The sequence below is a fragment of the Sphingobacteriales bacterium genome, assembly GCA_016711285.1.
Taxonomy (GTDB): domain Bacteria; phylum Bacteroidota; class Bacteroidia; order Chitinophagales; family UBA2359; genus JADJTG01.
Genome location: JADJTG010000016.1, coordinates 1 through 26109, shown reverse-complemented (window position 1 = coordinate 26109; position 26109 = coordinate 1). Strand labels below are relative to the sequence as shown.

Below are 26109 nucleotides of genomic sequence, written 5' to 3'. Positions count from 1 at the left end.
AGGCAGCAGATAGCGCGCTTTTTATGTTTTTTACTTGTAAATATTGCTGAATAAAAAAAGTCGCACAGTTTTTTTTTGAACAAGAAAACTGTGAGACTAGATACAGTAAGATAAAAGTTAAATACAGTAAAAATCAGGTGCTTGTCGGTCTTTGTATTTCGGTAGAAATCAACTCCAACACCAACATCGTGCGGTGTGTGAGATAAAGGCTGATAATCGGCAATTTTCCCTGATTGAGTGTAGGGTGCAGCACTTCGTTGTCGATGCGACCATAGCCGCCAAATGCTTTGTCATCGGTATTGAGTACGATGCGGTAAGTGCCTTGCTGCGGAGCTGGAAAATAATAGCTGAAAATAGAACGGTCGGCGTGCAGGTTGGCGACAAAAATAAAAGAGCCGCGTGTATAGGCGATGATTTTGTTGTAAGGGTCAATATGCAGTTGTTGGGCGGGTGGGGCGGCAATAATTTGTTTGTTTTTGATGAGATGTATCATCGCCGCATCAAAATCCTTCAGAAACTCATAGCGCAATTTTTCATTATCTGCCAAACTCCATTGGCGTTGTGCATAGAGATAGCTCCAATTATTTCCTTTTCGCGGAAAATCTATCCATTCGGGGTGTCCGAATTCATTGCCCATAAAGTTGAGGTAGCCCTCGCCGCCCAACGAAATGGTGAGCAAACGAATGATTTTGTGCAGAGCCATACCTCTTTCAATAGCGGGGTGGGGGTCGCCTTTGAGCATGTGGTGATACAAGGCAGCGTCCATTAGCCAGTGGGCAATGGTTTTGTCGCCGACCATCGCCTGGTCGTGGCTTTCGGAGTAAGCGATGGTTTTTTCTTTCAGGCGGCGATTATTGAGCGCGCCCCACAAATCAAACAAATTCCACTCCTCATCGCGTTGTTTGCGTAACGCCCGTATCCAAAAATCAGGAATACCCATTCCCAAGCGATAATCAAAACCGATGCCGCCCTCCGCTATCGGACGACACAGCCCCGGCATACCGCTTACATCTTCGGCAATACAAATAGCTTGGGGTTTGAGCTGGTGCACGAGTGTCATCGCCAATTGCAGGTAAGTCACCGCGTCCCAGTCATCTTGCTTAAAATAAGCGTCGTATTTACTGAAAGAAAGTTCCTCATTGATATTGTTGTAAAGCATAGAGCTTACGCCATCGAACCGAAAACCATCAAAATGAAACTCCTCTACCCAATAGCGCAGGTTGGACAACAGAAACTGCTGCACCTCCTCGCGTCCGTAATCAAAAAGTTTGCTGTCCCACACGATATGATGCCCGCGTGCTCCTTTATGAAAATACTGATTGCCCGAACCGTCAAAATCGTTTAAGCCTTCGGCGTAGTTTTTTACAGCGTGCGAATGTACTACATCTAAAATAACAGCAATGCCCAAGCGGTGCGCCTCATTGATGAGTTGTTTAAGGTCTTCGGGCGTGCCGAAGCGCGAAGAAACGGCAAAAAAATTGGAAACGTGATAGCCGAAAGAGCCGTAGTAGGGGTGTTCTTGCACCGCCATCACCTGAATACAATTGTAGCCCAAAGCAGCAATGCGCGGCAATACATTTTCGGTAAATTCCTGATAAGAGCCTACGGCTTCTTTTTCCTGTGCCATACCCACGTGTACCTCATAAATAAAAGGTGTTTTGACAGTGGAGAGGTCGAAGTCGTCATCTGACCACTGAAAAGCAGCGGCGGGCTGCCACCATTGTCCGGAAAAATCCTTCGTTTTTTCGTTTTGTACGGCGCGGGTGAGGTAGGCGGGGAGGCGGTCGTGCAAGCCGGTGGCGGTTTTGGTGTAGAGTTTAAAAAGCGAGCCGTGTATGAGGGATTTTTTCACTTCGGCATCGGGCAAAAAGAGTTCCCAGTATCCTTCTTCGTTGCGTTGCAGTGGGTGCGAGAGGCGACTCCAATTGTTAAAATCCCCCCCCAGCGCGAGGGCATAAGCGGCGGGTGCCCACTCGCGGTAATACCACCCTTTTTTCTTTTTGTCGTAATTAAAACCGAAATAACGGTGTCCGTTGGCGAAGGCTTTGAGCGAGCCGTATTTTTTTTCAATGGCTTTCAGGCGGCGTTGGTAGCGGTCTAAACGCGCCTCCAACTGTATCTGATAATCCTCTAACCAAGCATCATCTTGTACGATACCCAATACTTTTTTCTTACTCATAATCAATAAAACGCTTGCTGTTTGAGAGCTTTTTTCAAAGGTAAAAATAAGTACGGATATTTAAAAAATATTCGTACTGCAAGAATTTAATTTTATTGATTTTGGGGGGCGGGGCAATTATATCTGTCAAGTTTTGAAAGCCTGACAGGTATAATCACGAAGAAAATATTTACATTATAATAGCACATGTTGGTTTGTATGCCTAATTGCCCACATCAACCCACCTGTGTCTCCACGCGCTCCATATAGGCTTGCCACGCGGCTTCGCGGTAGGCGCGGGCGGCTTCGGCGGGGTTGGCGGCTTCGTAAATGCCTCTGCCCACAATCACAAAATCGGCGTTGCGCTCCAACAAAGCCGCCCGTGGCGAATGGTAACTTTGCCCTTTGTCGTCGCCCGCACTCGCCAAATGCACCCCGGGTGTAAATTGCAACAAATGCGAAGCACGGTGCTTTTTGCTTTGCGCCACCACGCCCATCACCTGCTGCGGATACTTTTCTGCTATTTCTATCGCCTTTTGCTGATACGCCTCATCGGTGAGCGTATCTTTGGTGGACATCTGCGCAATAATAATCAGTCCGGCATCGGTGATGCGGCTCAGGGCTTCTATACTCGAAGCTCCCGCTATACAATGAACCGTCACACAATCAGCCCAGCGGTTCAGTTGGTACTGCGGCGACAAAAACTGTTTTTGTACCGTATTTCCAATATCGCCGAATTTGCGGTCTTCCATCAGCAAAAAACGATGGCGTTGTGCCAGTTGCTGCAAGCGTTCAATGGCGGCAGTATCAAAATTTGCAAAAATGTCGGTATGTGTTTTGAGCATTACAATATGCTCGCCGACTTGTTCTGCCAAATCAAACAAGGCATCTAAGGTGTCCACATCTGCCGAAAGCACTAAATTGCTTTGCTTTTCAAGGGCGATTTGCAGGAGTTTTTGCTGTACGGGCTGTTGGCTGCTGCTCAGTTGTTGGGCATAGTTTAGCGGCGGCGGCACGCTATTCGCTTTGGGCGGTGGCGATTGCAGCGTGTTGGCGGCAATATAATCACAGCAATTATCATACACCTCCTGCGATATTTTTTTGTTTTGGAGCAGTGTTTCAAATATTTGTGTAATGGTAAATAAAGTATGGAGGCGATAGCCGCGTGTGTGCAATACATTTTTTCCGCCCTGCTGCCTGTCTACTAATGCCAAACAGTCGCTCACCTGCAAGCCGCCATTTTCCAGTTCTTCTATTGTTTCCAATAAACTCGCCCCCGAAGTCACTATATCTTCCAGCAGCAATACCACATCGCCCGCCCGATACACACCCTCTATCATTTGTTTGTTGCCATATACTTTGCGCTCCTTGCGCTTGATGATTTGGGGTTTTTCGTTGAGGAGGCTCACGCCGCTTGCCAGTGAAAGAGCCGCATAAGGAACACCACATAAAATATCGTATTGCAAAGATGCTGCCTTTTCTGCCAGCAGCGCACAAATTTCTTTCAGCAAATCGGGATAAGATACGATTTTGCGAAAGTCAAGATAAAAGGGCGAGTGCAGACCTGTTTTGAGCGTGAAATTGCCAAACTGTACGGCATTGATTTCAAAAAAACGGAGAATAAGGGCTGTTGAATTCATATTGGAATACAAAGATAAAGATAAAATAAAGTTTGTCAAGCCTGTACAGTGCCGCACAGTACCCGTAAATGAAATAAAAGCAGTATTTTGAAAGTGTTTTTATATAAAAAAAACATTTAATTAATAATAAATTAATATTCAGAGCCTCTTATGTGAATTTTTGCTCCTGTTCGTGTCAGACATACCATTTCGGCTTACCTTCGCTTTCAAATTATAAAAAAAATGGCTGTTTCGCTCGCTACACATATCGGCTCTTGCGCTTTGCGCTCTGTTTTTATGAATGCCTCCGGTGTGCATTGCACCACCCAAGAAGAATTAAAAAACTTGTCGGCAAATGCGGCGGTGGGGGCAGTGGTTTCCAAAAGCTGCACGCACGAATACCGCGCCGGAAACCCCGCGCCGCGCTACTACGAAAATCATTTGGGCAGCATCAATTCTATGGGCTTGCCCAATGAAGGCTATCGCTACTATGCCGACTATGCGGCGGCGCAGGTGAGCCGTTTCCCGCAAGTGCCCTACATCGTATCGGTGGCGGCATTGTATTTAGAAGAAAACCTGCACATCATCAGCGAATTGTCGGATATAGAAGGCATTGCTGCTTTGGAACTCAACCTGTCGTGTCCCAATTTGCCCGACAAACCGCTCATCGCCTACCACTACGAAAATACGCGCTCGCTGCTGGATTTGGTGAGTCGTCATTGCCGCAAACCTCTCGGATTAAAACTGCCTCCTTATTTTGATATGCCCGACTTTGTGCGCTACGCCGAACTATTCAGCCGCTACGATATTCATTTTATCACCTCCATCAACTCTATTCCCAATGGCTTGATAGTGGACATTGAAAGCGAAAGCGTAACCATCAAACCCAAAAATGGTTTGGGCGGTTTGGGCGGTGCTTATATCAAGCCCACCACACTGGCAAATGTGCGCCGCTTTTATGAACTGATGCCCCCGCAAGTGGCTATTATCGGTTGTGGCGGCATTGAAAACGGTACAGATGTATTTGAACATATTTTATGTGGGGCGGCGGCAGTGCAAATCGGCACGCAATTGATGAAAGAAGGAACGGCGGTATTTGCTCGTTTGGAAAAAGAATTGTCGGATTGTATGGAGCGCAAAGGCTATCGGTGTATTGATGATTTTAAAGGAAAACTCAAAGTATTGTAGATTTTAGTGCTTTGAACAGCTGCCGCTTATAATATGTTAATTTGATGTTATTTTAGTATTAATTTGCATGAAAATGCTTTTTTATATGAATTTGTCTTCATTACCTTTGCACAATTTATTTTTTATTATCATATTTTAACAGATCAATCTATGCAACCCAAAACAATGTTCAAGACCAATGTATCCGTACCCGATGTGGATACGAGATTAATCCCTAATATTTGTCCAACGGAGTTTTCGGCACTTGTTCGTAAACTCCGTTTTTTTTTCGAAAGCAAGGGATTTTTAGAAGTACACACGCAAAATCGTCTTTCTATTATGGCGGCTTGCGAAGACCCTAAAACCATAGCTTCGTATCAGTATGCAGGCAAACTGTGGCCGCTGCCGCAAACCGGACAAATGTGGTTAGAGTATGAATTGATGACCAAACCCGATGTAGCGGGTTATTTTTGTTTGTCCACCAGCTATCGTTTGGAACCCAATCCGGTGGTGGGTCGCCACAACCTCATTTTTCCGATGTTTGAGTTTGAAACACACGGCGGTATGCAGGAGCTGGAAACTTTGGAGCGCGAATTATTAGAGTATTTGGGTTTTGGCGAAGCCAATTCGTTTTCGGGCGGCAATTATGAAGATGTGGCAAAATACTACAATACCCCCACCATTGAAAAAGAACACGAAACCGCTATCGCAGAGGATTTTGACAAAGTGTTTTTCTTGAAATATTTTCCCGAAAGCACTTCGCCGTTCTGGAATATGAAACGCAACGATGTTCATTACAACTTAGCCAACAAAATGGATGTTATTATTCACGGAATGGAAACCATCGGCTCGGCAGAAAGAAGTTGTGATATAGAAGCGATGTACAAAGCATTCCAAACCATTGAAAACGGCAAATATGCACAAAAAGTATATGACCTTTTCGGCGAAGACCGCGTAAAAAGAGAGTTGGAAGATTTTTTCACTCTAAACTTCATTCCTCGTTGCGGCGGCGGTATTGGTTTCGGTCGTTTGTTGCAGGCAATGAAATTATCCAATTTATTATAAAAAAGTTCTGATAACCCTATCAGAACTTTTTTTTTGCTCCTTCACTACAACACTATGTGGTGAAGGAGTTTTTTTATATAAAAAAAAACGACATACCCATTTTGTACAAATTATTATGGCAAGGGCGCGCGCGTAGAGCCATTTATTATCAAATCGGCATATAGTACCGTAGAAGCGTTTAGTTGGGCGTTTTTTTCCTTTATCATCTTCAGGAGTTCACTGCAAGCCTTTTGTGCAATTTCCTGTCCAGAAGTTTTAATAAAAGTAATATTGGGCTGGAAATAATAAGGCGTATCGCCATCGCTGATAGCAATAATCTGTACTTTATTTGGAATATCCCATTGCAGAAGGTGTGCTGCTTGCATTACACCTGCCAGTATTTCATCGCTCATACAAAAAATACTGTCAAAGGGATTCAATAAATTTTGCAGCAATTTTTCTTTGGCTTGTTGGGTATTGTTAGCATATATAAATTGTAGGGTAGGAGCTTCAGGTTTATTATTAATGGCTTTAAAACACCCCATTTGCCGCCTTTGTGTGATGGATAAATTGCTGTTGCCCATGATTGCTACTATACGCTTGGCTTGTGTAGCTATCAAATACTCAATGGCTCTTTGCGCAATGCTCACATCGTCAAAAGTAACGGATTGGTGAACAGATTGGGTCGGGATTTTGTCAAAATACACCAAAGGAATACCATATCGGCTCAGTGTATCAAAATGGTGGTGATCTTCCGTGTCGTAAGTTAAGCAAGCTAGCACACCTTCTATATTTAACACCCTGCATATTGCTACATTTTCTTTTTCGCGCTCTACATCTTCATTGGAATGGAGCATAATTAAATTATAACCTTGCTCTTTAAGTTGGTTCGTGATGGTTTTGATGACAGCCGGAAAATAATACATATTAATATCGGGTAAAATAAGCGCGATAAGTTTGCTGTGATGATTTCTGAAACCCGCCGCCAACTGATTGGGCAGGTAGTTCATCAACTGCGCCGTTTCGTGTATGCGTTGTATCATATCTTCGCTGATGTCGGTATGGCGTTTTAAGCCGCGGGATACCGTAGAAGGATTGATATTGAGGGCTTTGGCGATGTCTTTAATCGTTGTAGGTTTCATGACAAAAAAAAATCTTATTACAAAAAAAATCTTATTCCAAAATAAAAAAAAATTATCCACAGCAAACGTTTGCGCAAACGTTTGCTGTAAAATTATAAAAAATAGGGTGTTTTTTTATAGAAATCAACTAATTACATTTGCCTACAACCTAATTTATTGATTTCAATTTAAACACTTAATGTATGAGAAAAATTATTTACCTTATCTTGATGATGGTATGTGCAACAACTTTTGCTTGGGCACAATATTCGGTGAAAGGAACAGTGACAGATGAAAATGGAGAGGCGGTGTATGGGGCTATCGTAATGATAGAAAACAGCACTTGGGGCAAATCCACTGATTATGACGGTACTTACAGTATAGATGTTGCGCAAAAAGGAACTTATACGCTTGTTGTATCTTATATCGGCTATACGACCCAAAAACAGGCAATTACTCTTGAAGATTCCAAAAAAGAATTGGTTGTTGACGTTCATTTGGCGGAAGATATTATCGGATTGAACGCAGTAGTGGTAACGGGGGTTGCCAATCCTACTTCAAAGTTGGAGTCCAGTGTGTCTATCTCTACCCTCAATCCCAAATCTATTGACAATACCGTTTTTCGCACGACTGCCGAAATTTTCAGGTCTATTCCGGGTATCCGTGCAGAGGCTTCAGGAGGTGAGGGCAATACCAATATCACAGTGCGCGGTGTGCCTATTTCGGCGGGCGGCTCTAAGTATGTACAATTGCAGGAAGATGGTTTGCCAATTTTATTATTCGGCGATATAGCCTTTGCCACTGCCGACATCTTTATGCGTGCCGACAATAGCATCAGCCGTATAGAGGCTATTCGCGGAGGCTCGGCTTCTATTTTGGGCAGCAACACACCAGCCGGTATCATCAACTTCATCAGCAAAACAGGTGAAGTGCAAAACGCCGGTATCAGCACTACCATCGGCTTGGATTACAGCCATTTGCGCACCGATTTCGCTTTCGGCGCACCGATTGGCAATGGGGTGAGTTTTCAGGTGGGCGGCTTTTTCCGTCAGGGCGAGGGTGTGCGTACCGCCGGTTATAATGCACACTTGGGCGGACAGTTGAAAGCCAGTGTTACAAAAAGATTTGACAACGGCTATGCGCGTATCTCTTATAAAATGCTCAACGACCGCGCCGCCGCTTATATGCCTATGCCCATGAAGGTATCCGGTACCAATGAAAACCCCGAATGGGAATCAGTTTCCGGTTATGATGTTTTACACGGAACTATGCACACACCTTATTTATTGAAAGAAAACGGAATTGGTCCTGACGGAGCTTTGCGCCGCGTAAATGTAAGCGATGGTATGCATCCGGTTTCCAATGCTTTGGGTGCAGAATTCAGTTTTGAGTTGGGTAATGATTGGACGATAGAAAACCGTGCGCGTTTGGCATTTAATTCGGGCAGATTTATAACTCCTTTTCCTGCCGAAGTGGGTACGGCTGCTGCTTTGGCAGCCTCTGTTGCTACTTTGCGCAATGCTAACGCCGAAAATGCCACACTACAACAAACAGACGGCACAGCAGTGAGCGGCGACCAGTTGGCGTTGCGTATCCACATGTTTGATACCGAATTGAACAACTTTAACAACTTTGTAAATGATTTTAAAATCAGCAAAAAGGTTAAAGATGTAACCATTAATGTTGGTTTATTCAAAGCACACCAAAATATCAATATGTCGTGGTTGTGGAACTCCTACATCACCGAATTGAAAGGCGAAGATGCTCGTTTGCTGAATGTAGTAGATGGCGATGGCAACTTGTTGAGCGACAATGGTTTATATGCTTACGGAGTACCTGCTTGGGGCAACTGCTGCCAACGCAACTACGATACACAATACGAAATCACCGCACCTTATGCCAATATAAACGTACCTATTTCTAATCTTACTTTAGATGCCGGTTTGCGCTGGGATTACGGCAGCGTAACAGGAAGCACCGCCGGTACGGTACAATCGGAATATGACATCAACAACGATGGCACTATCTCTGCTCCCGAAAGCAGCGTATCTGCCATAGATAATGCGCACCCCAGCCCTGTTAATTACGACTACGATTATTTGTCGTTCTCTTTGGGTGCTAACTATAAAATTCAGGAAAATATGGCTGTATTTGCCCGTTATAGCAGTGGTGCTGCCGCCAAAGCCGACCGTATTTTGTTTTCGCCCAATATTAAAGCCGATGGCAGCATTACCGACGAAAGACTCGCCATTGATTATGTAAAACAAGCCGAATTGGGCTGGAAATATAATCGTGGCAATGTCGGTTTATTTGTTACTGGTTTTTATGCGCAGACCAACGAAGCGGGTGGTTATGAAGCAACTACACAAAAAGTTATTGAAAATGATTATGATGCGCTCGGTTTGGAAGTTGAAGGTGCGTGGAGTCTCGCCGATTTCAGTATAAGAGGCAGCTTTACCTTTACCAATGCTACCATCACCGATGCACCCGATACTTTAGTGATAGACAATCGCCCACGCCGTCAGTCGCCGCTGATTTTCAACCTCAATCCTGTTTATAATTTCGGCGAACATTCAGTGGGCTGCACTGTTTTAGGCACGGCATCATCTTATGCACAAGACAATAACCAACTCAAAATGCCCGGATATGTAGTGTTAAATCCATATATTACTTTCCAGATTACCAAAGGTTTGGGTGCTACTATTGCGGCAAACAACGTTTTAGACGCTTTGGGTATTACCGAATCGGAAGAAGGCAGCATCACCGAAAATGCAGTAAATTATGTGCGTGCGCGCCCGATTATGGGCAGAAGCATCAGTGCTACCATACGATATAGTTTTTAGGTTAAGTGAATAAATTATCTGTAATCCATGCGCAAGGAAGGGTGAAACGCCCTTCCTTATTTTAAATAACGATTGCAGATAAATAATGAAATGAAAAAAAGGGCGTAATACAAGATGGGGGTTGGATTGCGTCCTTTTTTTGATAAAAATAAATGAGCTGTTCTTTTGTCCTGATTTTTTTTATTAAAACAATAATGTAGTATTATATCAGTAACGCTGCCATGGATTCATATCAGGAAGCTGCTTTGAGGATTTTTCGCTACTCCATTACTTCGGCGGGTTTTGTGGCAAGTGCACACAAGCACGACAATTATAGCCGTGTGTGGGCACGCGATGCGATGCTCACGGGTTTGGCGGCACTGTGGGCAGCAGCCGATGATTTATTACCCGCTTTTGAAGCCAGTATTCTTACTTTAAGTCGCCATCAACACGCTTTGGGAGCTATCCCTTCTAATGTGGCAAGCGACACCAATGGGCAAAAAACAGCAGTGAGCTATGGCGGTTTGGTGGGGCGCGTAGATGCAACTACTTGGTGGATTATCGGTGCGGCGGCGTATATTGCATATACACAAAACGAAACCCTGAAAACTGCTTTGCTTCCGAATATACAACGGGCATTTGCAATTTTAAAATGCTATGAATTTAACAACAGAGGATTGATGTATGTCCCTTTAGGCGGCAACTGGGCAGACGAATACGTTACGCAGGGCTACACTTTGTATGACCAACTGCTGCGGCTGTGGGCTTTGCAGGCTGCCGCACAAGTGTGGAAAAACGAAGAGTGGCAGGAGGCCGCCGCCGCATTGAGAAATTTATTGCAAAAAAACTATTGGCTTCAGGGCGGTGATGTAGCAGCAACAAATGCTGATTTTTATCACCATATCGCTATGCAAAAAGCAACTTACCGACCTTATTGGTATAGCAGCCTATCGCCGGCAGGCTACGATATGCGTTGGGATATGCCCGCCAACGCTTTGGCTCTTTTGCTCGATATGGGTACGGCGGCTCAGTACGATGCTTTGGAAAATTACCTCCACGACCTGCATCAGTCGTTCGGACATTGGTTGTTGCCGGTATTTTCGCCCGCTATTTTTCCTGCCGATAAAGACTGGGGCTTGTTGAAAGAAAATTATGCCTATCGTTTCAAAAATGAGCCTTTTCATTTTCACAATGGCGGTGCATGGTTTATTTTTTTGGGCTTGTTGGGTTTGGGATTAAAAAAACAGGGTCGCCACCATACGGCACAAGCTATTTTGGAGGCAATGCAGGCGGCTTTGCAGCGTGAACAACCACAGCCTTTTACTTTTTATGAATACTGGAATCCTAAAAACCAACAGCACGGCGGTACAGCGGCTTTGTGTTTTAGTGCGGCGGGTTACTTGTATGCATCTTGTGAAATATCAAATGATTGGAATATTCTACTCTTATAACAAAAACAAGAGATGTATTTTGTTTTTAAATAAAAAAAAAGGAAAATATGATAGGGGATATTATTGATATAAAACCCGAATATCACAGCACAGCAGCGCAATTATTGACAGATATGGAGCGCAAACAGCTGTTGAAAGATGAAAAAGGACGTGTGGTAGTATTGATTGCGGGAGAGTCGGGGAGTGGTAAATCGGTGACGGCACACTGCTTGGCAAACTTGCTGAACAGTAGTCATCGCTATCAACAAGCACGGATATTGCACTTAGATGATTATTTTTATTTGCCGCCCCGCAGCAACCACCAACAACGCGAAGCCGACTTGAATCGGGTGGGTACGCAAGAGGTCAATTTGCCTTTGTTGCAGCAGCATTTAGATGCTTTTTTGCAAGGGCGGCAATCTATTATGCGCCCGATAATGGATTATGCGGCAAATGAACAACATCAAAATCGTTTGTTTTTCGGCAAAGCGAGCTATTTGATTATAGAAGGAACGTATAGTTTCAGGCTACGGCGGGCGCAATATCATATTTTTATGGAAAGAACTTATTTAGATACTTATGAACAAAGAAAAAAGCGCGGCAGAGATATTCTCAGTCCTTTTGTAGAGAAGGTATTAGCCATAGAACACCCGCTGATTGCCGCCACAAAAACCTCAGCCGATGCACTTGTGCGCAAAGATTATTCGGTGGTGTTTATGTCGTAATTCAGTGCTGTTTTTTTTCTTATTGGTGAAATATTGGTTTTTATTTTGTTTTAATCGCTTGAAAATTTATTGTAAAAAAATCACTTTCTATTATGCCCGCAACTAATTCTCTTCATACTGATAAAGAACTGCAAAAGCCGGCTTTGTCTTTTTCGCAGATTATTAATTTGAGCATCGGTTTTTTGGGTGTGCAATATGCCTTTGGTTTGCAGCAGGCTTATATGAGTCCTATTTACCGCTACTTGGGAGTGGAAGAACACACAATACCTTTGCTGTGGTTGGCGGGTCCTATTACAGGTTTGGTGATTCAGCCGATAGTGGGTGCTATGAGCGACAGCACCTGGACTCCGCTCGGCAGACGGCGACCTTATATTTTGGTAGGTGCTATTTTTACGAGTTTGGCTTTGGTGCTGATGCCGCAGTCTTCGGCTCTGTGGATGGCTGCATCGCTGATGTGGCTCTTAGATGGTATGGCAAATGTGACGATGGAGCCTTTCAGGGCTTTGGTAGGCGATAAATTGCCGGTTTCGCAGCGTTCTTTGGGATTTGCGGTGCAGAGTTTTTTTGTGGGCTTCGGGCAGGTACTCGCTACTACAATGGTCTTTATTTTGCCTTTGCTCGGCGTGGCGGTGTCGGACAGCACTTCTGAACTGCAAAAAATTCCCGATTATGTAAAATATCCTTTTTGGGTGGGGGCAGTTGTGTTGCTGTTGAGTGTATTGTGGACATTTTTTACCACAAAGGAAGAAGCTCCCCAAAACCCGAACGGAGAAAAAGAGGAGGGCGGCGGATTTTTACACGCTTTGGCAGACATCGGGAGGGCTTTTAAAGAAATGCCGCGCACGATGCGCCAATTGTGGTGGGTGAAATTTTTTACTTGGTACGGATTGCCTTTGATGTGGCAATATTTGGGATTATCCATTGCGCGCCACGTATATCAAGCCTCTAACCAAAGCGATGCCGGTTTTGCTGAAGGTATAAAAATGGGCGGTTTAGGGCTTACGATGTTCAATATCGGCTGTGTGGTGATTTCTATTCTGTTGCCTTTTATTTGTCGCTATTTGTCGCAACGGGCAGCACACGCACTTTGTTTGAGTATAGGCGGCTTGGCATTTATTACGATGTTGTTCACCAATGATATTTATGTGATTTTAGCGCAAATGTTGTTGGTGGGTATCGCTTGGGGTTCTATTATGTCTATGCCCTATGCGATGCTGTGCGATGCCATTCCTGCCAAACGTATGGGAGTTTATATGGGTATTTTCAATATGTTTATTGTAATTCCTCAGATTATTAATATGATTACTATTCCGTTTATTTATAAAAGTGTACTTCAGGGCGACCCGCGCAATGCTTTGGTTTTGGCAGGAATTTGTTTGTTGCTGGCGGCGGTGGCTTGTTTTGCGGTAGATGAAAAACAAATACAAGCAGCTTAACAAAAAGGCGTGAAAAAATACCAAAGTCGTGGCTTTTAGATGAGAAGAGGATTATATTTTGTGATAATAGTTTTATTGGCTTCATTCCGATTCAAAAGCATTAAATTTCTAATCTCATTTCTAAAAGATTGGGTTTGAAACCACACTTTAAATACGATTGCTTGGCTGTTTCATTTTCTTCATATACCTCAAGTCTGACTTCGGTTAGGTTTTTATTTTTAGCCCAGGCGATGAGCTGCTGCAAAATTCTTTGATTGATACCCAATCTTCTAAATTCCGGCTTCACATACATAAAACCCAAATAGGCATACGCTTTAAATGCATGATAGGGTTTTGCCTCCAATATTTTTGCATATCCCGAACCTACAATTTCACCATCAGCCACCGCCACAAGAATTTCTGCTTTGTCGGACTTAATGAGTTCAGGAAGGTTGTAATAGTGGATAGTGCCTTCCTTTAACGAATTATCAAAAGGTCTTTCGGCAGCGATTACACCCTGTTCAAAGCCGAGTAATATATTAATTTCTGCTGCTGCTGCTTGCCAAGAAAAAAAAGGCTAAGTCAAATGTATCAGTGTCATAAATGTAGCGGCACAAATATAGTGAAAAATGGCACAAATGTAAGTGGCTCACAACGCTATAAGTGTAAAGATTGTGGAGTGTGTCGTGTCTTAGTCCCCAAACACAAAAGTGCACAAATAGATAAAGAAGCGGTATTAGCAGATTCGTGAGAAAACGCTCTCTTTTTCAAAGAAAGAGTATATGCTCAACCTGTATTTTAAACTTTGGGCGTTTGAATACAATAAAAAAACTATCAACCAATAATATATATTGCCAATTTCTGTAATAATCCACTTGTAGTATTTAACGTATCGTACAATATCATTGATTTTCAAATCCTGTATCAACAAAGTCCTTAAATTGCTGATATAGTTCTTTTGTATTATTGTCGCTTATAACCTTTAGGGAGCTTGTAGTTTTATACTGTAAATAATGAGCTTAAAATATAATATATACGCAATAAAAATGTCCGATTTATTAGCTGCTTCATTGAGCCAAACCATACCCGAAGTCGCAAAATGTGATACATTTGCAATTCAAGCACATTTAGCACACGGCTAATGCTATAAATCGGCTAAAAAGGCAGATCGTTATTCAGTTTTTGTTGGTTTTAAAAAAATAGCACTATATCCGAAATATTTATCCATCAATCATTTTTTTCTATGATGAAATATATCATTTTCGCCCTTGTATCAATTATAATCTTTTTAAATATCGCCTGTAAAGTGAAGAGTAAGCCATCAAAAAAAACATCAGATACCGCCTTTTGGGTGGCGGGCTGGACAGCACCTTGCGCCCCCGAAGCCGAAACCGCCTGCTATTGGGTGCAAGCCGCCACTGCCGCCGTCCCCGACTGGGACACGCAGCAATGGTATATCCTGAATGAGAAGATAGAAGGGTTTAATTTTTCTTTTGGTACATTTTATAAAATAGACACAAAAAAAACAAAAAACGACGACGGCAAAGAACAATATATTTTAGAAAAAATTATAGAGCAAAATAACGACCCCCGCGTCCATCTCAACGACATTTGGGCTTTGGAAAGTATGGAGGGCGGCACGCCGCTTTCTGTCGGCAAAGGCTCTAAACCCACCCTCGAAATACATTTGAGCGATAACCGCATCGGCGGCTACGACGGCTGCAACAACTTTTTCGGCGAGCTGCAACGCCTGAGTCCCGAAGGTGAAATACAATTTGGTAAAATGGGCGGCACTTTGCGTGCTTGTATGGACGGCAACTCCACAGACAGGATTTTTTATGTCAATATGGAACAGGTGCGCTATTATGCACATAAAAATCTGCAATTAATTTTGTACGATGCCGACAAAAAGGAAAAGTTGCGTTTTAAAAAAGTGGATTGAGGATAAAAAAACGAATTGAATGATAAAAAAAGCCGACTTTTTGATATGATATCAATCAGTCGGCTTTTGTGTTGCAGTGCCGGAAGTGGGACTCGAACCCACACGCCCTCACGAGCACACGCACCTGAAACGTGCGCGTCTACCAATTCCGCCATTCCGGCAATATAGCGCAATGCAGGCGCAAATGTAATACATTTCCCTGATTTGCCAAAAAATATGCAGAATTACTGTTTTTAAATTTTTTTAAAAAAGAAACCTATTTCTGCCTGAAATACATCGCAATTGGTACGCCCGAAAATTCATAGCGTTCGCGGAAACGGTTTTCCAAATATTGGCGATAAGAATCTTTGACATATTGCGGCAAATTGCAGAAAAAAGCCAAAGCAGGATAATGCAAAGGCAATTGGGTGACATACTTTATTTTTACATGTTTGCCTTTGTTGGAAGGGTGGGGGTAAGCATCTTGCATTTCCTGCAGCCACTCGTTGAGTTCGTGGGTGGCAACGCGTTTTTTGCGGCGTTCAAATACCTGCATGGCGGTTTCCATTGCTTTAAAGATGCGCGTTTTTTCCAAAGCAGATATAAACAATATCGGAATATCGTTGAACGGAGCTAATTTGGCTTTTATTGCATCTTCGTATTGCTTGGCGGTTTTGTGGTCTTTTTCTACCAAATCCCACTTGTTTACCAATATCACAATCCCTTTTTTCTTTTGCACCATCAGCCTGAAAATCGCCAAATCCTGTGCTTCCAAGCCCTGTGTGGCATCTAATATCAACATGCATACATCAGCTTCGTCCATCGCATCAAAGACACGGATAACAGAATAAAACTCTAAATTTTCCATCATACGCGCTTTTTTGCGAATACCCGCCGTATCAATCAGCAAGGTTTGCATATTGAACTGATTGTAGAGGGTATGAATGGAGTCGCGGGTAGTGCCTGCAATATCGGTAACTACGTTGCGGTTTTCGCCCAGCAAAGCATTGAGGAGCGAAGATTTGCCCACGTTGGGTCGTCCTAAAATGGCAATGCGCGGAATGGTGTTGGCGGCTTCGCCCTCCTCTTCCTGTTTGGGAATATGAGCCGCTATGGCATCTAATATTTCTCCGGTGCCACTGCCTGTAATGGAAGAAATGAAAAAAGTTTCGGCAAAGCCCAAACCATAAAATTCGTTGGCTTCGTACAACCGCGCCGAATTATCCACCTTATTTACACCCAAGAGTACCGGTTTTTTGGTGCGACGCAGCAGATTCGCCACTTCAGCATCTAAATCCGTGATACCGCAGGTTACATCCGTCATCAATACAATCAAAGAAGCCTCTTCAATGGCAATCTGCGCCTGTTCGCGGATAGCCGCTTCAAAAATATCTTCGGAGCGCGGCACAAAGCCCCCCGTATCTATCACATTAAACACTTTTCCGTTCCAATCCGATACTCCATACTGGCGGTCGCGCGTCACACCGCTTATATCATCAACAATGCTGTCGCGCTTGCCCACTAAGCGGTTATAAAAGGTAGATTTTCCGACATTCGGTCGCCCGATAATAGCTACTGTAAAGCTCATAAAAATTACTGTTTAGGCTGCAAAGGTACATCTTTGAAGACTTTAGCGCATTTATTTTTTTTAAGAATACAGAAAATTAAATTCAAGCATGCTGTTGAATAATAAAATAATCGTTACCTTTGCGCCTCATTTATAAGCGGACGTGGCGTAATTGGTAGCCGTGCCAGACTTAGGATCTGGTGCCGAAAGGCGTGTGGGTTCGAGTCCCACCGTCCGCACACATTTTCTGTTCTCAACCTCTAACTATTCAAGCACCTAAAAAAATCCCCTTCTTTTTTATTCAATGAATATTTTACACCAAATCAATCCCGAACTCATCGGTACGCTCCGTATTGAAATTGTACCCGATGATTATGATAAACCGCTTCAAAAAGCAATACAACATCAAGCCAAAAATGTAAATATAAAAAGGGTTTCGTCCCGGACAAGCTCCTATGTCTATGTTAAAAAAAATGATAGGCAATCAGGTGTTGGTAGATACTATTATAGATATGGTAAGCGAGGGGATTGATGAATATGTGAAAAAGGAGAATTTACAATTGCTCGGCTCGCCACTGCCCATAGAAGGAAAAGCCCCCGATGTAGCTTTTGATATTCAAAAATCTCAACCTTACAGTTTTGAGTACGAAATCGGAATAGTGCCGCCCTATGAACTCAACTGGGATAATTTTACCGTGACGCAATACACGCGCAAAGTGGAAGAAAGTGATGTAAATGAAGTGCTTGAAAGTATGCGTATGCGCTACGGCAAGCAAATAGAACTGACCAAACCGGTGGAAAATAGCGATGTTTTGGAAGTGTATTTGGTAGAATTGGACGAAGCGGGCAATGTAAAAGATGACGGGGTGGACAATACGGCGACTCTGCCTTTGGATTTTTTCAAAGAAGAAGGCGGCCACCGCGAGCGTGTAAAAGCGATGAACCTCAATGAGAGCATCAAAATAGAACTTTTTGAAGCCGTCAATAAATCAAAAGAAGATATTGCCCGTCATTTGCTGGATATGCAGCGCACTGAGTTTGTGCATACGTTGTCGCCTTTGTTTGAGATGCAACTCAAAAAAGTGACCAACCACGAACCCGCCTCTTTAGATGCCGAGTTTTTTATGCAAACCCTGCAAAATCCCAATGCCACCGAAAGCGACCTGCGCGAAGATATTCGCCGGAATTTGGCAGACTATATTCAAAGAGATTCCGAACACCGCTTGATGCACGATATAGAACACGAAATCGTATCAAAAACTAATGTGCGCTTTTCGGAAGATTTTTTGTATAAAATTATTCAGCACAATAATAATCAGCGCGAAGCCGACAAACGCATCAGCGAAGAAGAGTTGAAAGCGCAAATACCGCAACAAATAGAGAAAGCCAGATGGGAATTGATACGACACCGCATCAAACAAGAAAGCAATATAGAAGTACAGGGAGAAGAAGTAGTTGATGCTGTGGCGGCGCAAATTCGCTATGCCGTACAAATGCAATATGGTCGTTTTTTAACAGATGAAGAATTGGAATCTATTTTGCCGAAGGCTCTTGAAAACAAAGAAAGTGTATCGCGCACTGTCAATAATCTCATCAATCAAAAAATAGACGGAATATTGATAGAGCGTATCAATAAAGTAGAGCAAGTTATCAGCAAAGAGGAATTTAACAAATATTTTGAAAACCATCATCATCATTAATCTGTTGTAATGTGCGATAACTTAAACTAAAAAGATTATTTTTTTATGTACGGAAAAGAATTTAAAAACTATGCAGTAAAGCATCTGGGAATGGGAGGTATGCGTGTGGATAGCTATGTAGATCGCAACGTGAACGCATTATATAGTATGAATCCGCAAATGGCTATACTCAAACCCTATATTATTGAAGAGCGTCCGATGAACATCACTCAATTAGATGTTTTTTCGCGCTTGATGATGGACAGAATTATTTGGTTGGGTGAGCCGGTATATCCCGATACTGCTAATATTATTCAGGCACAATTGCTGTTTTTGCAGTCGGTAGATGCCAATAAAGATATTAGTTTATATATCAATAGTCCGGGCGGCAGTGTATATGATGGTTTGGGTATTTATGATACGATGCACGTTGTATCGCCCGATGTGGCTACGATTTGTACCGGTATGGCGGCTTCTATGGCGGCTGTATTATTGGCAGCCGGACAAAAAGGCAAACGCTCGGCTCTTAAACACTCGCGCGTGATGATACACCAACCGATGGGCGGTGCGCAAGGACAAGCCAGCGATATGGAAATCACCGTAAATGAAATCAAAAAACTCAAAAATGAATTGTATCAGATTTTGAGTAATCATACCGGACAAACACTTGAAAAAGTGGAAAAAGACAGCGACCGCGATTATTGGATGCTCGCTGATGAAGCCAAAGAATATGGTATGATAGATGAAGTATTGGAACGCAAAAAATAAGCGTTTTTTTACTTTTTTTTAAAAAAATATATTATAAAAAGCCTGAAAGTACGCACTTTCAGGCTTTTGTTTTTTTTATTTTAAAACCTGCACCGAGTGGGCTGCCGTTTCTAATGCTGCTATATACTGCGGAATTGTTTTGTTCCAGTCGTAATGTTCCAATACGCGTCGGCGTGCTGCCGACCCTAATTGTTGTTGTAAAGTGGGGTGCTGTGCCAAGTTGCGCAAAGCATTTTGCAAGGCAGCTATATCATCGGGCGGCAGCACTATACCGCTATCGCCCACCGTTTCGGGGCAGCCCGATACATTGGAAGTGAGCACGGCACAGCCTGCCGACATCGCCTCCAACAAGGCTTTGCTGGCATTTTCTTTGGAAGAAATAAGCGAATATATCGCCGCTTCGCCCAATAAAGTGCGGTATTGCGGACTTTCGTTGTTGAGCCAGCCGTGAAACACAACAGGTGTAGCCGAATGAGCCGCCAATTGTTCCAAATGTGGGCGGTCGGGTCCATCGCCGCAAATATGCAACTCAAAAGGGAACGTTTCGGCGGCAACGGCAGCGATGAGGTTGCGAAATCCCTTGCGCGGCAGGAGGCGACCACTGGACAGCAGTATTTGCTTTTTGGGCAAAGGAACAAAAGTAGCGGCATCAAAACCTTCGCGGATAACCTGATAGGGAATATGCGGCTGCAATTGTTGATTGGCTAATTGGGCGAGATAGGCAGAACCCGCAAAATTTCCGGCAGACCCATTGGCAACCGCACGCAGCAAAGGCTTCGTAAAACGGTGCAGAAATGTAAAACGGTCTTGATTATAGTGTGGAATATCGCTGCCGTGACTGGTGAGAATGTAGGGAATATTGTAGTTTTTTTTTACCCAACGCGCCAATATACCTGTCGGAACAGCAAAATGTACATGCGTAACTTCGTAGTGATTTTTTTGCAGATGATTTTTTAAAAAAACCTTTGCATTCCAGAGGTAGCGCAACATTTCATCGGGGCTGCACATCTCTTTTTTTCGGCGACCGGCGGCGATGCGATAAATATGTAATCCTTCGCGCACTTCATAGGCGGGCAGCCCCTCAAAAGCCATCGTAACTACCGCGACACCATGACCCAAAGCGGCGTAGTGGCGGGCAATGTCGTAGCTGATAGGACTTGCGCCTCCGCCCAAAGGCGGAAATTCATAATTTAAAAACAGTATATTCATACCTTATTTTTTCAGGTAATGATGCAGCGGTCCGAATTTTTTGCCGTTGGCTTCCAAAAATACTTCAGTGGTAAGTGTGCCCTTGTTGTAAAGGGCTGCCACCTGTGCATCATCTAATGCAAAATTATAGATACGGGTGTCGTCTGTTTCGCCAATAAAATTCAGAATAATGAACTCCACACGGCTGTTTTTTTCGCGCGGAACTTTTTTGGTATCTACTTTTTTACCATCTACATATATTCCGTATTCATCACCCACTTTGCCGCCTTTTTGGTAAAATGCGATATGATGCCAGTTGCCATCGTTAATAAGACCACTGCTTACATAGGCATTGTCGCCGGCTATATCGTAGCGAAAACGCAAAGAAGCCTCTTCGGTATCGCCGCGCGACTCTACCAAAATACCTTCATTTTTTCTGTTGCCCAAGGAGTAGGGAGAACCCGGAAATTCGGTGAAGGAGTGTGTCCAAAAAGCCAACGAAAAAGGTTTGGATAAATCAACTGTGATGTTGGGACGGAAACAAAATGGTGGACTCTCCTTCAGTTTCGTTAAAGCTCGTGTTGCCGTTTTTGTCGGCTTCAAAACGGGGTAGTTTAGCATCTAAGAAGGGGTCGTAACGCCGCCAACGGTAAATAATGCAATCGGGATAGTTTTTTTCTAAGGTAATTGTCCAATCTAAAAAGGTAAAGGCACGCGAAGTCGGCAAACCCATTTTTTTATCTTTTATTTCGCTGTCAAAAATAATAAAACCCTCGTCGAACCGTATCAGGTTTTTCCACATCTCCTTATAACGCCCCGCCGAATTTTGGAAAAAAATACCCAATTTGGCAGACGGAATATTGTGATTTATTTTAAAACATCTTTATAGACATTGGAAATAACAAAGCCCGAATTTTGTAAAGTGGAATCTTCTAATCTGGCTAAAAACCTCCACATTGTCCTTTTTGAAATGTACCAATTTGGTAGATGAAAAAAAAGCGGTTGTATTTGGGATCGTAGGTTTCTAAGGTTTCTGTAAAATAAATAGGATTAAAAATAAAATAACCCAATACCAAAGAAGTAACCATCACTATTGGGCGCAGCGGAAAGCGTGTACAAAGGCGTTGAACATTGATTGTTGCTATTAAACCATACGCAAATACTACACAAAATAACGGAAGTGCGTAATAGATATAGCGGATTTGGAATAAACGGAAAAAGAACCAATAGTAAGCTACAACTGTGAGCATAAAACTTACCAATACAATATAAAACCAACGGTTGCGGCGCAGCATTGCCCACGACATACCGGCAAAAATTACCATTAAAACCAAATAAATAAAATTGCTGTCGCCCCACCAATGCTCTACCAAACGACTCGGAAACAGAAATGTATTAAACCAATCTATGTTTTCGTAGGGGTTGGTAAAGCTGAAAGCACGGATTTTTTATCTAAAAGTTTGTACAATATCCAAGTTGCAATAGTAACAGGAATGAGGCTGTATAAAATTCTGTTCCAGTTGATTTTCTGATTAATATGATAATATCGGCATACACCAGAATAAAAAGATACAGCAGCAATAATCGGAAATACCAAACCGATTTTGATGGTAGAAGAAGGGTCTATATTAAAAATATACCAAGATAAAAACAATAAATACAAAATAATAGCGATAATACCCCACAGCGATATTTTCTTTTTCAAAAAAAGCCACCTGCATCAAAATATAGGTCAGATAAATTTCCAAAGTGATGAACACAGGATAAAAGGCATATTCCCGAATAACGCGCGAAGTACCCACGCCCCAAGGCGACACCACCCACAGAAAAGCCGCCATCAAACCTGCCGCCGGCGAAAGTAAACGCCCCAAAAAATAAACCGGAAAAATAGCGAGGCTGCTCAATATAATACCCGGTATTTTGGCTACATATACATGCTCATGGTAAGTTTGGGGATTAAAATATACATACAGCCACGATATGCTGTGATTAACCAACCACGCCCGTGTATAATCCGAAGGCACACCGCGCTGCAAATCTTTGGCAGCGTATAAATGAAAATTTTCGTCAAAGGTGGGGTCGTTGTTGTAAATACCATACCATCGCCAAGCCAAGCCAAGCACAAACAGCAGAAAAAGCCATACATATTGCATGCGGTGCTTTGAGTGCCGCCGGTATAGATAATTTTCCGACCGAAAGTGTATGATTTTTTATATCAAAAGTATTGAAATAATAAGGCTGCAACATCAGCGTAAAAGCCCATACCCACAAACCGAAGGCAGAAGATGATATATAAATATTGATATTATTGTTGAGTTTGGGAAAAGCAGCTAATACGGCACAATACAAAGATGTAACTAAAAACAGTGCGGTAAATATCCGATGCGGACGACTATCCAAATGGTGCAAAGGAAAAAAATACGAAATAACCATTCCCAAAAAACCAATACCTGTTGGCACCATCATAAACCAACTTTCTGTTTTTATGGCATAAAACACCAAAAACAAAGCTAATAATATATACGGTAACCAGTTTTTTGCTAAATTTATCAAACGAGCCTTAATATCCATTGATACGATGATAGTAGAGTAAAATATAAACTTTTTTTGATTGCAGAACAAATAAAATTTATATTATATAATGTAAAAAAATGCTTGCAATATCAAAATATAACACGAGCAAAGAAAGCACAAAGATAGACAAAGCCATCGTTTTTGAGCCAATAAAAACTTGATTATATTGCCAAATATTTTGTTTTACTATCAAACCTTTTATTTGTCACTTTGTTATAAAACTAAATTTAAAAAAAAACACATGTATTCCTTGGTGAAAAAAATCAGCAGTTTTATAGGAATTTCTTTGCTTTTCGGATTGGCTGCCTGCCAACAACGTGTCAAGGTCGCTCCGCTTGCTGCAGCTTCTTCTACTTCTCATACACAAAAAAACATGGAAAACCCACCACAACAAGCCCCCTCTCTTCACAATTTCAGCATTAAGGGCATAGATGTCAAGCCTCTGGATATGGCGAATTTTAAAGGTAAAAAAATATTGCTCGTCAATGTAGCCTCCGAGTGCGGCTATACCAAACAATACGCCCAGTTAGAGGAATTGTATCAGCAATATAAAGACCGCCTTGTTATTATCGGTTTTCCCTGCAACGATTTTGGCGGGCAAGAGCCGGGCACTGCCACTGAAATACAACAATTTTGCAGCAAAAATTTCGGCGTTACTTTTCCGCTTACCGAAAAAATCTCTATTAAAAAAGACACACCCTATTTATCAGTGGCTCACCCAACAGTCGCAAAACGGCGTGATGGACGCTTCTGTAATGTGGAATTTTCATAAATTTTTAATAGACGAAAACGGATACTTAGTCGCTTCTTTTTGCTTCGCGCGTAGAGCCTTTTGATGAAGAAATTACGAATTTTTAAAGTAATATTTTCATACATCGGTTTCTAAAGTTGTATTTTTTTGATAAAAAACACAGGTTTTGAAAAATTTTATGCTTTTTAAAGAACAATTACAACTCATAAAATTGCCGCAATGATGACGACTACTCCTGTTTGGCATCCTTTTTCCAAACAAAAAAATGCGCGTATTCCCGTTACCATCGTAGCGGAAAAGGTGCCCTCTTGTATGCTGCCGATGGCAAAACCTATATTGATGCCGTTGCAAGCTGGTGGGTAAATTTGCACGGACACGCACACCCGTATATCGCCGAGCAGGTGAGCGAACAACTGCATACACTGGAACATGTTATTTTTGCCGATTTTACGCACCCCGCTGCCGAAACTCTGGCACACCGCCTCTTGGAAACCGTGCAATTACAGCAACAAAAAGTGTTTTTTTCCGACAATGGCTCTACGGCGGTGGAGGTGGCTCTGAAAATGGCTTTGCAATATTGGAGTAATGGCGATAAAGCGAACGCCGCCATATCATCGCCTGCAAAATGCCTATCACGGCGATACATTTGGAGCGATGGCGGTGGGCGAGCGTAATATTTTCAATCGAGCTTTTCACGATTTTTGTTTGAAGTACATTTTGTGCCGCCGCCCGAAGCAGGGAATTTGGAGAGCAAAGTATCGCAGTTATGCGACAGCTGTGCAACGGACAAACGGCGGCTTTTTTACGAGCCTTTGGTGCAGGGCGCAGGCGGTATGTGTATGCACAGTCCCGAGGGCTTTGGCGGAATTGCTGGGCATTGCCAAACAGCACGGTGTACTCACCATTGCCGATGAAGTGATGACGGGATTTGGCAGAACCGATACTTTATTTGCTTCACAACAAATAAAAAACCAGCACTCGCCCCGATATAATGTGCTTCTCCAAAGGGCTTACGGGCGGTACAATGGCTTTGGCATCGCACCTGCCAACAACATATTTTACGATGCTTTTATTCGGATTCTCCTTTGCACACTTTTTATCACGGACATTCCTATACCGTAATCCGGTGGCGTGTGGGGCTGCATTAACGAGTTTGGATTTGTTGCTGGAAGAAAATTGTACACAAGCCCGAGCGCATATTGCAGCACAGCACCGCCAATTCGGGCAGCGTATTTTGGAGCGATACAAAGATAAAATACGCGATTTGCGGCAGCAAGGTACTATTATCGCCGTAGAAATCAATGCAGGCGAAGCGGCTCATTATCATCATTCCCTGCGCGATTGCATGTACGATTTCTGTTTGCAGCACGGTGTATTATTGCGTCCTTTGGGCAATGTGCTGTATATAATGCCGTCTTATTGTATCAGTGATGATGAATTGAACACTATTTGTGAAGTAATAGAAAAGGGATTGGCAACAGATTGGGCTGCGCCTACACAGACATTTGATTTTTTAAAGGCTAAGGTTGAAGTATAAATTCCTCTTCTATTTTCCTTTGCCCTGCAATAAAAATCAACACTGTATAAATCATCACTTTAAAATCGTTGATGAGCGACTATGTTTCAATGTAAAATCAAATCGTATTTCATCTGCTCTACCATTTGTTCACATTTTCGGCATATCCAGTTGTACCATACCGCAGTATGTCGCGGGCTGCACTTTTTGGAGATGGCGGTATTCGGGGGCCTGTTGTATGATTTGGTCTATATGGAAATTTGCGTTCGGGGCGGGGACCCCACAAAGACATATCGCCGCGCAACACATTCACAGCAAAACTGTGGCAATTCGTCAACCGCCACTTGCGCATACTTTTTAAGCCATGCGGGTCGTTTTTTAGCTGGAAAGTGCGGGCCTCGGCTTTCGGCATCTTCGTACATAGAGCGAATTTGATGATGTAAAACGGCTTGCCGTATTTGCCGACCCGCTCCTGATAGTAAAGAATATTGCCTTTGATGACATTTTACGCGCAAAGCGATGTATAGCAATATCAGCAGCAGCAGCAGCACCGCCACCGATGCGCTTATGTCTATCTGGCGCGTTTGATGCGGCGTTAACACAAAGGCATCAGATCGGGATATATTTCTACCAATGCTGCCCGC

Annotated in this window: 23 protein-coding genes, 2 tRNA genes and 2 pseudogenes; 13 read left to right on the top strand and 14 right to left on the bottom strand. The window is 42.9% G+C overall.

Going from position 1 to position 26109, the window contains the following annotated elements; all coding sequences use genetic code 11:
- Positions 1-133: 133 nt before the first annotated feature.
- Both IPL35_15365 and pyrF read right to left on the bottom strand, forming a co-directional pair.
- Complete coding sequence (locus tag IPL35_15365) at positions 134-2179, bottom strand: alpha amylase C-terminal domain-containing protein (GenBank protein ID MBK8444691.1); 2046 nt, start codon at positions 2177-2179, stop codon at positions 134-136.
- Between the two features lie 215 nt (positions 2180-2394).
- Positions 2395-3798: an orotidine-5'-phosphate decarboxylase gene (pyrF, locus tag IPL35_15360; protein ID MBK8444690.1), complete on the bottom strand. Its 1404-nt coding sequence runs from the start codon at positions 3796-3798 to the stop codon at positions 2395-2397.
- Positions 3799-4020: 222 nt separating this feature from the next.
- On the opposite strand from pyrF, the gene IPL35_15355 reads away from it, so the two are divergent.
- On the top strand, positions 4021-4965 hold the full coding sequence (locus tag IPL35_15355) for a dihydroorotate oxidase (protein MBK8444689.1): 945 nt from the start codon (positions 4021-4023) through the stop codon (positions 4963-4965).
- 165 nt (positions 4966-5130) lie between these two features.
- On the top strand, positions 5131-6009 hold the full coding sequence (locus IPL35_15350) for a transposase (GenBank protein ID MBK8444688.1): 879 nt from the start codon (positions 5131-5133) through the stop codon (positions 6007-6009).
- A 113-nt stretch (positions 6010-6122) separates the two neighbouring features.
- Here IPL35_15350 and IPL35_15345 read toward each other — a convergent pair whose 3' ends face one another.
- The gene (locus IPL35_15345; GenBank protein ID MBK8444687.1) at positions 6123-7130 is read right to left on the bottom strand and encodes a LacI family DNA-binding transcriptional regulator; all 1008 of its coding nucleotides are present in this window, start codon (positions 7128-7130) and stop codon (positions 6123-6125) included.
- 182 nt (positions 7131-7312) lie between these two features.
- Here IPL35_15345 and IPL35_15340 point away from each other — a divergent pair, with 182 nt between their 5' ends.
- The 4 genes from IPL35_15340 (at position 7313) to IPL35_15325 (ending at position 13522) form a co-directional block, all read left to right on the top strand.
- Positions 7313-9952, top strand: a complete 2640-nt coding sequence (locus IPL35_15340) for a TonB-dependent receptor (protein ID MBK8444686.1) — start codon at positions 7313-7315, stop codon at positions 9950-9952.
- Between the two features lie 221 nt (positions 9953-10173).
- Entirely contained in the window at positions 10174-11382 is a 1209-nt protein-coding gene (locus IPL35_15335) for a hypothetical protein (GenBank protein ID MBK8444685.1), read from the top strand.
- Between the two features lie 47 nt (positions 11383-11429).
- Entirely contained in the window at positions 11430-12086 is a 657-nt protein-coding gene (locus tag IPL35_15330) for a hypothetical protein (GenBank protein MBK8444684.1), read from the top strand.
- A 92-nt stretch (positions 12087-12178) separates the two neighbouring features.
- Positions 12179-13522, top strand: a complete 1344-nt coding sequence (locus tag IPL35_15325; protein ID MBK8444683.1) for an MFS transporter — start codon at positions 12179-12181, stop codon at positions 13520-13522.
- A 100-nt stretch (positions 13523-13622) separates the two neighbouring features.
- Here IPL35_15325 and IPL35_15320 read toward each other — a convergent pair whose 3' ends face one another.
- Positions 13623-14045, bottom strand: coding sequence for a GNAT family N-acetyltransferase (locus IPL35_15320; GenBank protein MBK8444682.1), 423 nt, complete (start codon positions 14043-14045; stop codon positions 13623-13625).
- Positions 14046-14087: 42 nt separating this feature from the next.
- Here IPL35_15320 and IPL35_15315 point away from each other — a divergent pair, with 42 nt between their 5' ends.
- Positions 14088-14252, top strand: a complete 165-nt coding sequence (locus tag IPL35_15315) for an IS1 family transposase (GenBank protein ID MBK8444681.1) — start codon at positions 14088-14090, stop codon at positions 14250-14252.
- A gap of 555 nt (positions 14253-14807) precedes the next feature.
- On the top strand, positions 14808-15443 hold the full coding sequence (locus IPL35_15310; protein MBK8444680.1) for an META domain-containing protein: 636 nt from the start codon (positions 14808-14810) through the stop codon (positions 15441-15443).
- Positions 15444-15520: 77 nt separating this feature from the next.
- Here IPL35_15310 and IPL35_15305 read toward each other — a convergent pair.
- Together IPL35_15305 and der are read right to left on the bottom strand one after the other, a co-directional pair.
- Positions 15521-15604 (bottom strand) — tRNA-Leu (locus IPL35_15305).
- A gap of 95 nt (positions 15605-15699) precedes the next feature.
- A complete protein-coding gene (gene der, locus IPL35_15300) occupies positions 15700-17010 on the bottom strand; it encodes a ribosome biogenesis GTPase Der (GenBank protein ID MBK8444679.1) in 1311 nt (436 codons plus the stop codon).
- Positions 17011-17146: 136 nt separating this feature from the next.
- On the opposite strand from der, the gene IPL35_15295 reads away from it, so the two are divergent.
- The 3 genes from IPL35_15295 (at position 17147) to clpP (ending at position 19436) form a co-directional block, all read left to right on the top strand.
- Positions 17147-17228: transfer RNA gene (locus IPL35_15295), tRNA-Leu, on the top strand.
- 216 nt (positions 17229-17444) lie between these two features.
- On the top strand, positions 17445-18689 hold the full coding sequence (locus IPL35_15290; protein MBK8444678.1) for a hypothetical protein: 1245 nt from the start codon (positions 17445-17447) through the stop codon (positions 18687-18689).
- 45 nt (positions 18690-18734) lie between these two features.
- Positions 18735-19436 carry an ATP-dependent Clp endopeptidase proteolytic subunit ClpP gene (gene clpP / locus IPL35_15285; protein MBK8444677.1) on the top strand — a complete coding sequence of 234 codons (702 nt, stop codon included), beginning with the start codon at positions 18735-18737 and terminating at the stop codon, positions 19434-19436.
- Positions 19437-19511: 75 nt separating this feature from the next.
- Here the strand turns inward: clpP and IPL35_15280 are convergent, their stop codons facing one another.
- The 7 genes from IPL35_15280 to IPL35_15250 form a co-directional block, all read right to left on the bottom strand.
- Positions 19512-20645 (bottom strand): glycosyltransferase family 4 protein, encoded by a 1134-nt coding sequence (locus IPL35_15280; protein ID MBK8444676.1) that lies wholly within the window; start codon positions 20643-20645, stop codon positions 19512-19514.
- Between the two features lie 3 nt (positions 20646-20648).
- Positions 20649-21122, bottom strand: a complete 474-nt coding sequence (locus IPL35_15275) for a hypothetical protein (protein MBK8444675.1) — start codon at positions 21120-21122, stop codon at positions 20649-20651.
- 19 nt (positions 21123-21141) lie between these two features.
- The gene (locus IPL35_15270) at positions 21142-21468 is read right to left on the bottom strand and encodes a hypothetical protein (protein MBK8444674.1); all 327 of its coding nucleotides are present in this window, start codon (positions 21466-21468) and stop codon (positions 21142-21144) included.
- Positions 21469-21565: 97 nt separating this feature from the next.
- The gene (locus tag IPL35_15265; protein MBK8444673.1) at positions 21566-21997 is read right to left on the bottom strand and encodes a hypothetical protein; all 432 of its coding nucleotides are present in this window, start codon (positions 21995-21997) and stop codon (positions 21566-21568) included.
- A gap of 32 nt (positions 21998-22029) precedes the next feature.
- Positions 22030-22278, bottom strand: a complete 249-nt coding sequence (locus tag IPL35_15260; GenBank protein ID MBK8444672.1) for a hypothetical protein — start codon at positions 22276-22278, stop codon at positions 22030-22032.
- The gene (locus tag IPL35_15255; protein MBK8444671.1) at positions 22253-22777 is read right to left on the bottom strand and encodes a hypothetical protein; all 525 of its coding nucleotides are present in this window, start codon (positions 22775-22777) and stop codon (positions 22253-22255) included. The genes IPL35_15260 and IPL35_15255 overlap by 26 nt, the downstream gene beginning before the upstream one ends.
- Entirely contained in the window at positions 22692-23090 is a 399-nt protein-coding gene (locus IPL35_15250; GenBank protein ID MBK8444670.1) for a hypothetical protein, read from the bottom strand. Before IPL35_15250 ends, IPL35_15255 begins: the two co-directional genes overlap by 86 nt.
- A 349-nt stretch (positions 23091-23439) precedes the next feature.
- On the opposite strand from IPL35_15250, the pseudogene IPL35_15245 reads away from it, so the two are divergent.
- Positions 23440-24034 (top strand): annotated as a pseudogene (locus IPL35_15245) (glutathione peroxidase).
- Positions 24035-24168: 134 nt separating this feature from the next.
- A pseudogene (bioA, locus tag IPL35_15240) lies at positions 24169-25486 on the top strand (adenosylmethionine--8-amino-7-oxononanoate transaminase).
- A 118-nt stretch (positions 25487-25604) separates the two neighbouring features.
- On the opposite strand, the gene IPL35_15235 reads toward bioA, so the two are convergent.
- Complete coding sequence (locus IPL35_15235; protein ID MBK8444669.1) at positions 25605-25964, bottom strand: sugar transferase; 360 nt, start codon at positions 25962-25964, stop codon at positions 25605-25607.
- Positions 25965-26109: the final 145 nt, after the last annotated feature.

Bases quoted from the DNA above. Each gene is read 5' to 3' on its own strand.
- IPL35_15365 (MBK8444691.1), bottom strand. From the start codon at position 2,179: ATGAGTAAGAAAAAAGTATTGGGTATCGTACAAGATGATGCTTGGTTA.
- pyrF (MBK8444690.1), bottom strand. From the start codon at position 3,798: ATGAATTCAACAGCCCTTATTCTCCGTTTTTTTGAAATCAATGCCGTA.
- IPL35_15355 (MBK8444689.1), top strand. From the start codon at position 4,021: ATGGCTGTTTCGCTCGCTACACATATCGGCTCTTGCGCTTTGCGCTCT.
- IPL35_15350 (MBK8444688.1), top strand. From the start codon at position 5,131: ATGTTCAAGACCAATGTATCCGTACCCGATGTGGATACGAGATTAATC.
- IPL35_15345 (MBK8444687.1), bottom strand. From the start codon at position 7,130: ATGAAACCTACAACGATTAAAGACATCGCCAAAGCCCTCAATATCAAT.
- IPL35_15340 (MBK8444686.1), top strand. From the start codon at position 7,313: ATGAGAAAAATTATTTACCTTATCTTGATGATGGTATGTGCAACAACT.
- IPL35_15335 (MBK8444685.1), top strand. From the start codon at position 10,174: ATGGATTCATATCAGGAAGCTGCTTTGAGGATTTTTCGCTACTCCATT.
- IPL35_15330 (MBK8444684.1), top strand. From the start codon at position 11,430: ATGATAGGGGATATTATTGATATAAAACCCGAATATCACAGCACAGCA.
- IPL35_15325 (MBK8444683.1), top strand. From the start codon at position 12,179: ATGCCCGCAACTAATTCTCTTCATACTGATAAAGAACTGCAAAAGCCG.
- IPL35_15315 (MBK8444681.1), top strand. From the start codon at position 14,088: ATGTATCAGTGTCATAAATGTAGCGGCACAAATATAGTGAAAAATGGC.
- der (MBK8444679.1), bottom strand. From the start codon at position 17,010: ATGAGCTTTACAGTAGCTATTATCGGGCGACCGAATGTCGGAAAATCT.
- IPL35_15290 (MBK8444678.1), top strand. From the start codon at position 17,445: ATGTCTATGTTAAAAAAAATGATAGGCAATCAGGTGTTGGTAGATACT.
- clpP (MBK8444677.1), top strand. From the start codon at position 18,735: ATGTACGGAAAAGAATTTAAAAACTATGCAGTAAAGCATCTGGGAATG.
- IPL35_15280 (MBK8444676.1), bottom strand. From the start codon at position 20,645: ATGAATATACTGTTTTTAAATTATGAATTTCCGCCTTTGGGCGGAGGC.
- IPL35_15255 (MBK8444671.1), bottom strand. From the start codon at position 22,777: ATGCAATATGTATGGCTTTTTCTGCTGTTTGTGCTTGGCTTGGCTTGG.
- IPL35_15250 (MBK8444670.1), bottom strand. From the start codon at position 23,090: ATGATGGTGCCAACAGGTATTGGTTTTTTGGGAATGGTTATTTCGTAT.